14 protein-coding genes are annotated in these 12,773 nt (G+C 64.5%); 6 read left to right on the top strand and 8 right to left on the bottom strand.

Annotation, left to right across the window (positions count from 1 at the left end):
* Window positions 1–127: 127 nt before the first annotated feature.
* The 6 genes from ShzoTeo12_RS19085 to coxB all read right to left on the bottom strand — a co-directional run bounded on the left by ShzoTeo12_RS19085 (window position 128) and on the right by coxB (window position 5,585).
* Window positions 128–1,006: a cytochrome c oxidase subunit 3 gene (locus tag ShzoTeo12_RS19085; RefSeq protein ID WP_119254519.1), complete on the bottom strand. Its 879-nt coding sequence runs from the start codon at window positions 1,004–1,006 to the stop codon at window positions 128–130.
* A 59-nt stretch (window positions 1,007–1,065) separates the two neighbouring features.
* A complete protein-coding gene (locus ShzoTeo12_RS19080; protein WP_119254518.1) occupies window positions 1,066–1,671 on the bottom strand; it encodes a cytochrome c oxidase assembly protein in 606 nt (201 codons plus the stop codon).
* Between the two features lie 2 nt (window positions 1,672–1,673).
* Entirely contained in the window at window positions 1,674–1,814 is a 141-nt protein-coding gene (locus ShzoTeo12_RS19075) for a hypothetical protein (RefSeq protein WP_318913621.1), read from the bottom strand.
* Window positions 1,814–2,758: a heme o synthase gene (locus ShzoTeo12_RS19070; protein ID WP_318913619.1), complete on the bottom strand. Its 945-nt coding sequence runs from the start codon at window positions 2,756–2,758 to the stop codon at window positions 1,814–1,816. The genes ShzoTeo12_RS19075 and ShzoTeo12_RS19070 overlap by 1 nt, the downstream gene beginning before the upstream one ends.
* A 256-nt stretch (window positions 2,759–3,014) precedes the next feature.
* Window positions 3,015–4,682, bottom strand: coding sequence for a cytochrome c oxidase subunit I (ctaD, locus tag ShzoTeo12_RS19065; RefSeq protein ID WP_119254515.1), 1,668 nt, complete (start codon window positions 4,680–4,682; stop codon window positions 3,015–3,017).
* Between the two features lie 18 nt (window positions 4,683–4,700).
* Window positions 4,701–5,585 (bottom strand): cytochrome c oxidase subunit II, encoded by an 885-nt coding sequence (coxB, locus tag ShzoTeo12_RS19060; protein ID WP_119254514.1) that lies wholly within the window; start codon window positions 5,583–5,585, stop codon window positions 4,701–4,703.
* A gap of 392 nt (window positions 5,586–5,977) precedes the next feature.
* Here coxB and ShzoTeo12_RS19055 point away from each other — a divergent pair, with 392 nt between their 5' ends.
* Both ShzoTeo12_RS19055 and tldD read left to right on the top strand, forming a co-directional pair.
* Window positions 5,978–6,508: an invasion associated locus B family protein gene (locus ShzoTeo12_RS19055; RefSeq protein WP_119254513.1), complete on the top strand. Its 531-nt coding sequence runs from the start codon at window positions 5,978–5,980 to the stop codon at window positions 6,506–6,508.
* 78 nt (window positions 6,509–6,586) lie between these two features.
* Entirely contained in the window at window positions 6,587–8,002 is a 1,416-nt protein-coding gene (tldD, locus tag ShzoTeo12_RS19050) for a metalloprotease TldD (protein ID WP_318913617.1), read from the top strand.
* 3 nt (window positions 8,003–8,005) lie between these two features.
* On the opposite strand, the gene ShzoTeo12_RS19045 is transcribed toward tldD, so the two are convergent.
* Window positions 8,006–8,893 (bottom strand): LysR substrate-binding domain-containing protein, encoded by an 888-nt coding sequence (locus tag ShzoTeo12_RS19045; RefSeq protein WP_318913615.1) that lies wholly within the window; start codon window positions 8,891–8,893, stop codon window positions 8,006–8,008.
* A gap of 102 nt (window positions 8,894–8,995) precedes the next feature.
* On the opposite strand from ShzoTeo12_RS19045, the gene ShzoTeo12_RS19040 reads away from it, so the two are divergent.
* Together ShzoTeo12_RS19040 and ShzoTeo12_RS19035 are read left to right on the top strand one after the other, a co-directional pair.
* Entirely contained in the window at window positions 8,996–9,124 is a 129-nt protein-coding gene (locus tag ShzoTeo12_RS19040) for a hypothetical protein (protein WP_318913614.1), read from the top strand.
* 36 nt (window positions 9,125–9,160) lie between these two features.
* Window positions 9,161–10,216: a polysaccharide deacetylase family protein gene (locus ShzoTeo12_RS19035; RefSeq protein WP_318913612.1), complete on the top strand. Its 1,056-nt coding sequence runs from the start codon at window positions 9,161–9,163 to the stop codon at window positions 10,214–10,216.
* Between the two features lie 155 nt (window positions 10,217–10,371).
* Here ShzoTeo12_RS19035 and pdxH read toward each other — a convergent pair whose 3' ends face one another.
* Entirely contained in the window at window positions 10,372–10,992 is a 621-nt protein-coding gene (gene pdxH / locus ShzoTeo12_RS19030; protein WP_119254509.1) for a pyridoxamine 5'-phosphate oxidase, read from the bottom strand.
* 45 nt (window positions 10,993–11,037) lie between these two features.
* Here pdxH and ShzoTeo12_RS19025 point away from each other — a divergent pair, with 45 nt between their 5' ends.
* Both ShzoTeo12_RS19025 and ShzoTeo12_RS19020 read left to right on the top strand, forming a co-directional pair.
* Window positions 11,038–11,493 (top strand): RT0821/Lpp0805 family surface protein, encoded by a 456-nt coding sequence (locus ShzoTeo12_RS19025; protein WP_245424699.1) that lies wholly within the window; start codon window positions 11,038–11,040, stop codon window positions 11,491–11,493.
* A 101-nt stretch (window positions 11,494–11,594) separates the two neighbouring features.
* A complete protein-coding gene (locus ShzoTeo12_RS19020; protein WP_318913611.1) occupies window positions 11,595–12,653 on the top strand; it encodes a DnaJ C-terminal domain-containing protein in 1,059 nt (352 codons plus the stop codon).
* The last annotated feature ends 120 nt before the right edge of the window (window positions 12,654–12,773 follow it).

Raw genomic sequence — 12,773 nt, 5'->3', positions numbered from 1 at the left:
CGTGAAGGCCGGGCACCACCTATAATCGCCAGCATCCGCCCCGTCCAATCGAAAGCCCGCGACAAAGACGCCTGAAAGAGAAACGGCCGCATCGCTGCGGCCGTTCGTGTCGTTGCGTTTCGTCCGCTCAGCCGTGGGCGAGCGGGGCGCCCCAGCCACCCCAGATGTAGATGGAGAAGAACAGGAAGAGCCAGACGACGTCGACGAAGTGCCAGTACCAGGCGGCCGCCTCGAAGCCGAAGTGCTGCTTCGGCGTGAAGTCGCCGCGCATGGCGCGGATGAGGCAGACGATCAGGAAGATCGTGCCGACCAGGACGTGGAAGCCGTGGAAGCCGGTCGCCATGAAGAAGGTCGCGCCGTAGATCGAATCCTTGAAGGCGAAGGGCGCGTGGGCATATTCGTAGGCCTGCACGGCCGAGAACAGCACGCCGAGGGCGACCGTCAGCGCAAGGCCGTTGACGAGGCCCTTGCGGTCGTTGTGCAGCAGCGCATGGTGCGCCCAGGTCACGCAGGTGCCCGACAGCAGCAGGATGATGGTGTTGTAGAGCGGCAGGTGCCAGGGATCGAGGACCTCGATGCCCTTCGGCGGCCAGACGCCGCCGGTATAGGCGGTGCGGGCGGCCTGGATCGGCTCGCCGGGGAAGAGGCTGGCGTCGAAGAAGACCCAGAACCAGGCGACGAAGAACATCACTTCCGAAGCGATGAACATGATCATGCCGTAGCGCAGGTGCAGCGAGACGACGCGGGTATGGTGGCCCTCATGCGCTTCCTTCACCGTGTCCGCCCACCAGCCGTACATGGTGTAGAGCGTGATCAGCAAGCCGATGAAGAAGACCCACGGCGTGGCGAGGTCCATGCCGAACATGTGGAAGGCGCCGCCCGACAGGTAACGCATGTAGGCGATGCCGCCGAAAGCCATGACGAAGGCGCCGATGGAGGCGAGCAGCGGCCACGGGCTCGGGTCGATGATGTGGTAGTCGTGTTTCTTCTGATGCGCATCGGCCATGTGACTTATCCCCGAATGTATCGCGTTCCGTTCCCGGCATAGCCGGAAACGCATATATTTCAAAGCTTGTTCGCGTTGTCCGCCTTCACGTCCACAGCCGAAACCACCGGTTTCGACGCCTCTCGCGGATAGAAGGTATAGGACAGCGTGATCGTGTGGACGCCCTTCGTCTCGACCGGACCGACGATCTCGGGATCGACGAAGAAGACGACGGGCATTTCCATTTCCTCTCCCGGCTTCAGCGTCGTCTCGGTGAAGCAGAAGCACTGGACCTTGTTGAAGTAGGCGCCGGTCGCCTCTGGCGTGACGTTGAACGTCGCCTGGCCGGTCGTCGCCTTGGAGCTGTTGTTGCGGGCCTTGTAGAGGATCTGCACGGTCTCGCCGATCCTGATCTCGACCTCGCGCTGCACCGGCTCGAAGGTCCAGGGCAGGCCCGGGCCGACATTGGCGTCGAAGCGCACCTTGATCTTCTTGTCGAGAATGACGTCGGACGCCTGCTCGACGCGCTGCGTCGTACCGCCGTAGCCCGTCACCTTGCAGAACATTTCGTAGAGCGGCACGGCGGCATAGGCCGCACCGACCATGCCGATGACGAAGGAACAGCAGATGGCGACGATGGCGCCATTGCCCAGCCTGCTCTTTTCGGTCTTCTTCATCTCGCTCATGCTCAGCCCACCATTCCGCCGCCGAATTTCACCAGCGTGACGATGTAGAAAAGCACGACGAGACCCAGGAGCACCGCGCCGAGCGCGATGTTGCGGCCGCGACGGGCCTTCTTCTGGCTTTCCGTGAGATTTATCGTTTCCATTACAATACCCATCCGAACGAGGCGATCAGGTGGTCGAGCATCAGACCGGAGAAGACCGCGAACAGGTAGACGATGGAGAAGGCGAAGAGCTTCTTGGCCGGAACCATCGCGCGGTCGCCCTCCGGCATGCGCAACACGCCGACAGAATACCATACGAAGCCGAGGCCGAGGGCTGCGGCAAAGAGACCATAGCCGAGGCTCGCGAAACCGAGGACGCTCGGCACGACCGCGATGGCGGCGGTCAGCACCGCATAGACGAGAATCTGGACCTTCGTGGTGGCCTCGCCGGCAACATTCGGCAGCATCGGCACGCCGACGGCGTCGTAGTCGCGCATCTTGAACAGCGCAAGCGCCCAGAAATGCGCCGGGGTCCACAGGAAGGTGATGAGGAAGAGGACGACGCTCTCGATGGAGACGCCGCCGGTGACACAGGCCCAGCCGATCATCGGAGGGAAGGCGCCGGCCGCGCCGCCGATGACAATGTTCTGCGGCGTCGAGCGCTTCAGCCACATCGTGTAGATGACAGCGTAGAAGAAGATGGTGAAGGCGAGCAGGCCCGCCGAAAGCCAGTTGACCACGAGGCCGAGAATGGCGACCGAGAAGGCCGAGAGCGTCAGGCCGAAGGCGAGCGCCTCCTGCGGGCGGATACGGCCCGAGGGAATGGGACGCTTGGCGGTGCGGGTCATGACCGCATCGATATCCGCGTCGTACCACATGTTGAGGGCACCGGAAGCACCGGCGCCCACGGCAATACAGAGGATCGCTATCGCGCCGATGAACGGATTGATCGTGCCGGGCGCAACGACGAGGCCGGCAAGGGCCGTGAAGACGACCAGCGACATGACGCGCGGCTTCAGCAGTTCGAAGAAATCGCGCGGGGACGCTTCGGAGAGATAGACCTCGCCGCCGCCCGGGATCGTTTCGTGATGCTCGATGACCGCCATGTTCTTTCCGTCTCGTTCCGTTGTCCGCAAGAGCGCTGGCCTGCCGGCCCTCCCTCTCTGTCGTCATCCTCGGGCTTGACCCGAGGATCCACCCCCACGGCACGCCGGAGAGGTGGCATGGATCCCCGGGCCAGCCCGAGGATGATGGAGTATGGGGTGTCGGTTGCTGCCAAACGACCCGCCGACCTCCGTCGGCATTCGCATGTTCTGCCAGTCTTGAGGCCGCCGTCGCCGGCGGCCTCGATCTTGCAAGACCTTACTTGATCTTCGGGAGCTGTTCCCACTGGTGGAAGGGCGGCGGCGAAGAGAGCTGCCATTCCAGCGTGTTGGCACCCTCGCCCCACGGATTGTCGCCGGCGACGCGCTTCTTGGCGAAGGCTTCGAAGACACCGAAGAGGAAGATCAGGACGCCGACGCCTGCGATATACGAGCCGTAGGACGACACCGCGTTCCAGCCGGCGAAGGCATCCGGGTAGTCGATGTAGCGGCGCGGCATGCCGGCAAGGCCCAGGAAGTGCTGCGGGAAGAAGATCAGGTTCACGCCGATGAACATGACCCAGAAGTGCAGCTTGCCGATGAACTCGGAATACATGTAGCCGGTCATCTTCGGGAACCAGTAGTACCAGGCCGCGAAGATGGCGAAGACGGCGCCGAGCGACAGGACGTAGTGGAAGTGGGCAACCACGTAGTAGGTGTCGTGCAGGGCGCGGTCGAGGCCGGCGTTTGCGAGCTGGACGCCCGTGACGCCGCCGACGGTGAACAGGAAGATGAAGCCAATCGCCCAGACCATCGGGGTCGTGAAGCGGATCGAACCGCCCCACATCGTCGCGATCCAAGAGAAGATCTTCACGCCCGTCGGAACCGCGATGACCATCGTGGCGAAGACGAAGTAACGCTGCGTGTCGAGCGACATGCCGACCGTGTACATGTGGTGCGCCCACACGATGAAGCCGACGGCGCCGATGGCGACCATGGCATAGGCCATGCCGAGGTAACCGAAGATCGGCTTGCGCGAGAAGGTGGACACGATGTGGCTGACAATGCCAAAGCCGGGCAGGATCAGGATGTACACTTCCGGGTGACCGAAGAACCAGAACAGGTGCTGGAAGAGGATCGGGTCACCGCCGTTTTCCGGCGCGAAGAAAGCCGTGCCGAAGTTGCGGTCCGTCAGCAGCATGGTGATGCCGCCTGCCAGAACCGGCAGCGAGAGCAGAAGCAGGAAGGCGGTGATCAGAACCGACCAGGCGAAGAGCGGCATCTTGTGCAGCGTCATGCCCGGAGCGCGCATGTTGAGGATCGTCGTGATGAAGTTGATCGCGCCGAGGATCGAGGACGCGCCGGCGATGTGCAGGCCGAGGATCACGAAGTCCATGGCCGGCCCGGGCTGGCCCGTTGTCGAGAATGGCGGATAGACTGTCCAGCCACCGCCGGAACCGTAGGCACCGGCCGGGCCTTCGACGAACATCGAGAGCAGCACCAGCAGGAAGGCCGGGACGATCAGCCAGAACGAGATGTTGTTCATGCGCGGGAACGCCATGTCCGGCGCGCCGATCATGATCGGAACCATCCAGTTGGCGAAGCCGCCGATCAGCGCCGGCATGACCATGAAGAAGATCATGATGAGCGCGTGAGCGGTCGTGAAGACGTTGAACATGTGCTTACCGCCGTCGATGGCAGCATCGCCCTCGAAGCCGTAGACCATCTGCGCCAGACCGTGGAAGATCTGGATGCCCGGCTCCTGCAGCTCCATGCGCATGAAGATCGACAGCGTGCCGCCGATGAGGCCGGCGATGATCGCGAAGATCAGGTAGAGGGTGCCGATGTCCTTGTGGTTGGTCGACAGGAACCAACGCTGGAAGAAGCTAAGCGGCTTGTGTTCGTGGTGATCGTGGTGATCGCCGTGGGCAGCGGATGTTCCGGCCATGGTCTCAACTCCCTAGTATTACTGCGCGGCGTTTTCGGCGACGGTGACGGACTTGGCCGCACCATCGACAGACGCCATCAGGGCCTTGTTTGCATCGCCGACATTCGTCGCGGCGGCGGCAAGCCAGGTATCGAACTTTTCCTGCGAGACGACGCGGATGGCGATCGGCATGAACGCGTGGTCCTTGCCGCAGAGCTCGGAACACTGGCCGTAGAACAGGCCTTCACGATCGGCCTTGAACCAGGTCTCGTTGAGACGGCCCGGAACGGCGTCGATCTTGATGCCGAAGGACGGCATGGCGAAGGCATGGATCACGTCGGCGGCGGTGACGAGAAGACGGACATGCTTGCCGACCGGGACGACGAGCTCGTTGTCGACGGTCAGGAGGCGCGGATAGACCGCCTTGTCTTCCTTGCCGGCGGCGGCGCGGTCGGCGTCGGCCATCAGCAGGCTGTCGAAGGAAAGCGGATTGTCGCCCGTCTGGTACTCGTAGCCCCAGTACCACTGATAGCCGGTGGCCTTGATGGTCATTTCCGGCTCTTCCGTCGGAGCGAGCTGCTTGGTCAGAAGCTGGAAGGAAGGAACGGCGAGGAACAGGAGAACGATGACCGGGCCGAGCGTCCAGACAACTTCGATCGCCGTGTTGTGGCTGGTCTTGGACGGGACGGGATTCGCGCTTTCGCGGAATTTCACGACGATGAGGACGAGGAGAAACAGAACGAACAGGGTGATCGGGACGATGAACCAGAGTGTGTACTGCTCGAACCAGCGAACCTCTTCCATGATCGAGGTCGCGGCGGGCTGAAGACCCTTCTGCCACGGCATCGGCTGGTCAGCGAAGGCGGTCGAAGCAAAGAGCAGACAGCCGATGGCGGCCAGAACTGCAAAAGCTTTGTTTTTCACAACGTATCTCCCCAAGGCGTTTGATTGGGATCAAACAGACGCGCAGAATCCCTGCTATACTGAGTGCTTAAAATCATAGTTTCATGCTCGCCGCAACAGCCATGGGGGACACCCCGTGCGGCATTTTTGCGCAAAAGCAAAAGCCCGGGGCGACTCCCCACAGTTTCTTCATAATTCCCTATAGCATGAAAGGTTTGACCGCGGCGAGCCGAAGCGCCCTGCCCGCCTGCCGCGCACCGCAGTGCACGCGGGTTATATATAAAGTATCGTCGTCCCGCCTGTTCGCCGTCCAATTTCCGCCTTCAATCAATCGGAAATGAGCGGCCGGGGCTTTTCATTTCCCCGCCGCCTATTCAAAGATACCGCGATTGATTCGAGATTCCGAGGTTTTCATGGGTTTTGCTTCCCTTTCCCGGCTGTCCCGGGCGGCACTTGGAGCTGCCGTTCTGGGGCTCGGCGCCGCAGCGCTCCCGTCCCTTGCGGCGGCCCAGCAGCCCGGCACGGTGAAATCGAACCATGGCGCCTGGTCGATCGTCTGCGATCAGCCGGCCGGCGCCTCCGGTGAACAATGCGCCCTGATGCAGAACGTGCTTGCCGAGGACCGGCCCGAGCTCGGCCTTTCAGTGGTCGTGCTCAAGACCGCCGACCGCAAGGCGAAGATCCTGCGCGTGCTCGCCCCGCTCGGCGTCCTGCTGCCGAACGGCCTCGGCCTCAATGTCGACGGCAAGGATATCGGCCGCGCCTATTTCGTGCGCTGCTTCTCCGACGGCTGCTATGCCGAAGTCGTGCTGGAGGACGAGCTCCTGAAGACCTTCCGCTCCGGCGCGACGGCCACTTTCATCGTCTTCCAGTCGCCGGAAGAGGGCATCGGCATCCCCGTCGACCTCAAGGGTTTCGGCGAAGGCTACGACGCGCTGCCGTAAGAGGCGCACCGGCGGGCTTGCCGCCCGCCGCCGGGGAACTTACATGAACCCCGTATTCAAGAGCCTGCGGAGCCGCCCATGAACACCGACCTTCTTTCCCTCTTCGATGCCGACGAGGCGTCCGTTCAGGCGGTGCTGCGGGAGACGCTGAAAGGAGCGGACGACGGCGAACTGTTCCTCGAACATGCGCAGGCCGAATCGCTCTCCTTCGATAATGGCCGCCTGAAGGGCGGCAGCTTCAACACGGACCAGGGATTTGGCCTGCGCGCCGTCGCGGGCGAGGCGGTCGGTTATGCCCATTCGGGCGAGATGGCGCTTTCGGCGCTGAAGCGCGCGGCGGATGCGGCCGGCGCAGTGACGCGCGGCTATTCCGGCGATTATGCCGACGCGCCCGTCGGCACCAATCGCCGGCTCTATACGGAAGACAATCCGATCGGCTCGCCGACCTTCGAGCAGAAAGTGGCGCTCCTGACCGAGATCGACGCCTATCTGCGCGGCAAGGACCCGAAGGTGCGGCAGGTGACGGCCTCCATCGCCGCGAGCTGGCAGGTCGTCAATATCCTGCGCGCCGACGGCCACCGCGTCACGGACGTCCGCCCGATGACCCGCGTCAACATTTCCGTCGTCGTCGGCGAGGGTGACCGGCAGGAGACAGGCGGCTACGGCATCGGCGGGCGCACGACCTTCGACGCCTTCCTCACCGGCGAAAGCTGGCGCGCGGGCGCCGACGAGGCGCTGCGCCAGGCGCTCGTCAATCTCGAGGCCGTCGAGGCGCCCGCGGGCACGATGGACGTGGTTCTTTCCAACGGTTGGCCGGGCGTCATGCTGCACGAGGCCGTCGGCCACGGGCTGGAGGGCGACTTCAACCGCAAGAAGACCTCGGCCTTTGCCGGGCTGATGGGCGAGCAGGTCGCCGCAAAGGGCGTCACCGTCGTCGACGACGGCACCATCGACAACCGCCGCGGCTCGATCACCGTCGACGACGAGGGCACGCCCTCGGCCTATAACGTGCTGATCGAGGACGGCAGGCTGGTCGGCTACATGCAGGACCGGCAGAACGCCCGCCTGATGGGCATGAAGGCGACCGGCAACGGCCGCCGCCAGGGCTATGCCTACCGCCCGATGCCGCGCATGACGAACACCTACATGCTCTCCGGCGACAGGACGCCGGAGGAGATCATCGCTTCGGTGAAGAACGGCCTCTATGCCGTCTCCTTCGGCGGTGGGCAGGTGGACATCACCTCGGGCAAGTTCGTCTTCGGCTGCACCGAGGCCTATCTCATCGAGAACGGCAAGGTGACGGCGCCGGTCAAGGGCGCCATGCTGATCGGCAACGGGCCGGACGCCATGCGCCGCGTCTCGATGATCGGCAACGACACCAAGCTCGACACCGGCATCGGCAATTGCGGCAAGGCCGGTCAGTGGGTGCCGGTCGGCGTCGGCCAGCCGCATCTGCGGATGGACCAGATCACCGTCGGCGGCACGAAGGCCTGATTTTCAGGCTTCGATGCGCCGCAGCAGCCAGTCGCGGAAGGCACGCGCCTCAGGCGAGAGGCGCTTGAAGCTGCGCGCCACCAGCCAGTAGGCGCCGTGGCGGATCGACAGGTCGAAGGGCTGGACGAGGCGGCCGGCCGCGATGTCCTCGGCGGCCAGGAAACTGTCGACCAGCGCGACACCGTGGCCGCGCAGCACCGCCTGCAGCACCAGATTGCCTTCCGCGAAGATCTGCGCGCGGCCGAGCGCTACGTCCGGCAGGCCGGCGGCGGCAAACCAGCGCTCCCAGACGCTGCGGTTCTCCTCGTGCAGCAGGGTATGGGCGAGCAGATCGGCCGGCGTCCTTATCGCGGGACCCCCGGCAAGAAGGCCCGGCGCGATCACCGGCACGAGTTCCACGTCGACCAGGTGGTCGACCTCGGTGCGCGGCCAGGCCTTCGCATCCAATCCATGCCGCACGGCGATCTCCGCCTCGTGAGTGCGGAAATCGATGAGCCGCATGTCGGAATCGACCGCCACGTCGATCTCCGGATGGCCCATGCGGAAATCGTCGAGATGCGGCACCAGCCAGCAGGCGGCGAAGGACGGCTCGGCGCTGATCTCAACCAGCCCGCCGCCGCGCCGGCCGCGGACCTCCGACAGGCTGGCGTCGATGGCGTCGAAGGCGCGCGACAGGACGGCAAGCAGCGCCTGCCCCGCCGGCGTCAGGCGCACGGCGCGATGGCGGCGCTCGAAGAGCGGCCTGCCGAGATCGGCCTCCAGTTCCTTGACCTGCCGGCTGACGGCGGCCTGCGAGACCGCGAGCTCGTCGGCGGCAAGCGTGAAGCTGCCGAGCCGGCCCGCCGCCTCGAAGCTCCTCAGCGCCGTCAGCGGCAGCCGTCCACGTTTCATCGCATAACCTCAAGTCATCTGAATTCGACGATAAACTCGTTTGAGGACAGGTGGCAAGCGGGCGGACAATCCATGCGGAAAACAGGCATGGAGGAATAAAACATGCTCGCCGATCTCACGACCGTCTTCCTGGAGGTGATCCGCATCCTCACCTTCCAGTCCGGCCGGTCCGCGCCGCCCCGTCACAGGAAAGCCGTTGTTAACCACTCGGATACCGACCGGATGCGATAACCGCGGCGGAAAACAGCAAGGAAAGACGAAGACGACATGCCGATTCGCAGCGTCATGCGACAGGGACTGAAGCGCGCCGTGATCACCGGCGGGCTGGAGTTCGCGCATCTGGCGGAGCGCGTCGGGCTGATGGCGTCCGCGCGCGGCATGGGCGCGATCTTCACCCTGCACCATGTGCGGCCGAAAGCGCCGCAGACCTTCGATCCCAATGCGCATCTGGAGATCACGCCGGAATTCCTGGAGGCTGCCATCGAGCATCTTCGGGACGAAGGCTATCAGTTCGTCGCGCTTGCCGACATGGCCGCGCGCCTTGCCATCGCGCGCGCCGGCGAACGCTTTGCCGCCTTCACGCTCGATGACGGCTACCGTAACAATGCGGTCCACGCCCAGCCGGTGTTCACCCGGCACAAGGTACCCTTCACCGTCTTCGTCGCGCCCGGCCTTTCCTGCAAGACCCACGGCATCTGGTGGGAGACTGTGACGGAACTGCTGCGCGCCGTGCCGCATCTGGAATTCGACTTCGGCTCCGGCCCCGTCACCATGCCGCTCGCCACGCCCTTCCAGAAGCAGGCGGCCTATGCCCGTTTCGCAAGGTTCGTCCATGGCGGAGCCGACGAGGCCGCGGCCATCGAGCGGCTCGACACGTTGGCGAAGGCCCATGGCATCGATCCGCTGATGATCACGGAACGGCTCGTCATGCGCGAGCCGGAACTGAAGAGCCTCGTCCTCAACCCCCTCGCCTCGATCGGCGCGCACACCGTCAGCCACCGCGCGCTGTCGCGCCTTGGCGAGGAGGAGGCCCGCCGCGAGATGGACCAGTCGGCCGAGCGCATCGCCGCGATCACCGGCCAGCGCCCGGAAACCTTCGCCTATCCCTATGGCGACCGCGCCGCCGCATCGCCGCGCGAATACCGCCTCGCCAAGGAGCTCGGCTTCCGCGCCGCCGTGACGACCGAGCCCGGCACGCTCTCCGCGCGTTCCTTCGACCTGCCGACCGCCCTTCCCCGCATCTCGCTGAACGGGCTTTACCAGAAGCCGAAATATGTCGGCGCGCTCGCTTCGGGCATCCCGTTCAGGCTGATGCGGCGGTAGGCTTCGAGCAATTGCCCCTCATCCCCCTGCCGGGACCTTCTCCCCGCAGGCGGGGAGAAGGGGCAGAACGGCGCGCCCATCGCTCCTCGCCCCGTTTACGGGGAGAAGATGCCGGCAGGCAGGTGAGGGGCGCCCCTTCCCCCATGCCATTTCATTCACGGATACATCCGCACCTTCGTCCACCCCTTCCCATCTTCCGTGTGGCGGAATTCCACGCGGTCGTGCAGGCGGAAGGGGCGGTCGTGCCAGAACTCGATGGAGACGGGTTTCAGGCGGAAGCCGGACCAGTGGGATGGGCGGGGAATGTCGCCGATCGCATAGCGCGCGGTATATTCCGCGACCGCCTTTTCCAGCGCGAAGCGGCTTTCAAGCGGCCGCGACTGCTTGGAGGCCCAGGCGCCGATGCGGCTGCCGCGCGGGCGCGAGGCATAATATTCGTCGGCCTCCGCATCCGACACGATCTCGATATCGCCGCGCACGCGCACCTGCCGGCGCAGCGATTTCCAGTGGAAGCACATGGCAGCCTTGCGGGCACCCAGGATCTCCACGCCCTTGCGGCTCTCGAAATTCGTGTAGAACACGAAGCCCCGCTCGTCGAAGCCCTTGAGCAGGACCATGCGCACATTCGGCAGGCCCGTCTCGTCGACGGTGGCGAGCGCCAGCGCGTTGGCGTCGTTCGGCTCGCTCTTGCCGGCTTCCGCCAGCCACGCGCCGAACAGGGCATAGGGTTCGTTTTGCTCGGTGAAGTCACCGCTTGTTAACGCATTATCGCTCATATTTGAATCAATGCCGATCTATCTAGCTGTATGAGGCAGTCTGGAGTGAAAGACATAACAAAGACGCGACCGGAGACAAAGCCAAACTGGACGCGCAGCCTCGGGCTCGCCGCCGTCATGATGTCCGGCGTGGCGCTTTCGGGCTGCATGAGCGGTCTTGACCTGTTCTCCTCGGACAGCAACGTCGACAAGACGGTGCGCACCAACACTGTGCCCAACGGCAACGCGGAACGGCTGACCGATGAGATCACCGTGCGCAATGCCGTGTCCTCGGCCGACCTCCTGCGCACCGGCGGCAATCCCATTCCATGGGCGAACTCCGCCTCGGGCAGCGCGGGCGTCATCAGCAGCATCGCGGAAAACCAGGACAGGGCGGGCCGTCCCTGCCGCGACTTCGTGACGACCAAGCACTCCTACCAGGGCATCGCCAGCTTCACCGGCCGCACCTGCATGGGCAATACCGGCGAATGGCTGCTGCTCGCCTTCGACCGCCAGGGCTGATCCGGTTCGGGGCGTATTTGCACTTTCTCAACCCTGATCCGTAACAGCCGATTAGGACGTTTCTCGCTATCTTGGACTGTAAACGGAAACGGGTGGAAGTAATGCGTGATCCCTATTCGGTCCTCGGCGTGAAGCGAAATGCGGGCCAGGAGGAAATCAAGGCCGCCTGGCGCTCGCTGGCGAAGGCCGTGCATCCCGACCAGAATCACGACGACCCGCTCGCGACCGTGCGATTCACCGAGGCCGGCCGCGCCTACGATCTCCTGCGCGACCCGGAAAAGCGCAGCCGCTACGACCGCCAGCAGCGCGAGGCCGAGCTTCGCCGCATGGAGCAGATGCGCCGCCGAGAGGCCGAGCGCAAGGGCAAGGTCGAGGCCCCGCGCATGTCCGAGGACGCGGAAGACATGATCGCCCGCATCTTCGGCGTCGATTCCCGCGGCCAGCAGGCCGAGCCGAGACCGCAGGCCCGTCCCCAGCCGCAGACGCAATCCGCCTCGCCGGCCCAACCGCAGCAGGCCGCGGCGCAGGATGCCCGCAAACCCGCGGACGAGCCCGCCGCCACCGACGAGACGATGCCGGCGCGCGGCAGCGCTCCAGGCGGCGCCATCATCTCCGCCATCATCCGCCGCATCCGCGGCAGCCGCGCAAGGATCGACAAGGCACCGGATCTCGTTACCGACATCACCGTGACGGTGGAGGACATCCTCAACCGGGTGCGTCCGACCATCGAGACACCGGAAGGCCAGACGATCCGCGTGCCCATCGGAGCGGGCACGACGGACGGGCAGGTCATCCGCCTCAGGGAGGCCGGATACCGCATCGAGAATCTGCGGCGGGGCGACGCCGTCGTCACCGTGCGAGTCGCACCCGGCCGCTTCCGCACCGACGGTTTCGATCTCAGGATCGACCTGCCGATCACCATCGAGAACGCCGTTCTCGGCTGCGAGACGACGATCGACGGGCCGCTCGGCCCGATCCCCGTGACGGTTCCGGCCTGGTCGGGATCGGACCAGACGATCCGCATCGAGGGCGAGGGACTGACGAAGGACAACGGCGAACGTGGTGATCTCATTGCCGAAATCCGCCTTCTCCTGTGGGAGAAGCCGGATGCCAAGATGATCGATCTCATGCGGTCGCTGCGCGAAGGTCTCTATCTTTAATCGATTTATGATTCTTCTGTGAAACATGCACCCAATGTTACGGATGCTAACAGTTCCTGAACCCCCGCGCGCTTGAACCGCATTGCCGCCTATGCCATAGGCAATTTCGACTTTGATATC

It is taken from the genome of Shinella zoogloeoides, assembly GCF_033705735.1.
Taxonomy (GTDB): Bacteria; Pseudomonadota; Alphaproteobacteria; order Rhizobiales; family Rhizobiaceae; genus Shinella; species Shinella zoogloeoides_A.
The sequence above is the reverse complement of the archived record's forward strand: the minus strand, read 5'-3'. Positions and strand labels throughout refer to the sequence as shown.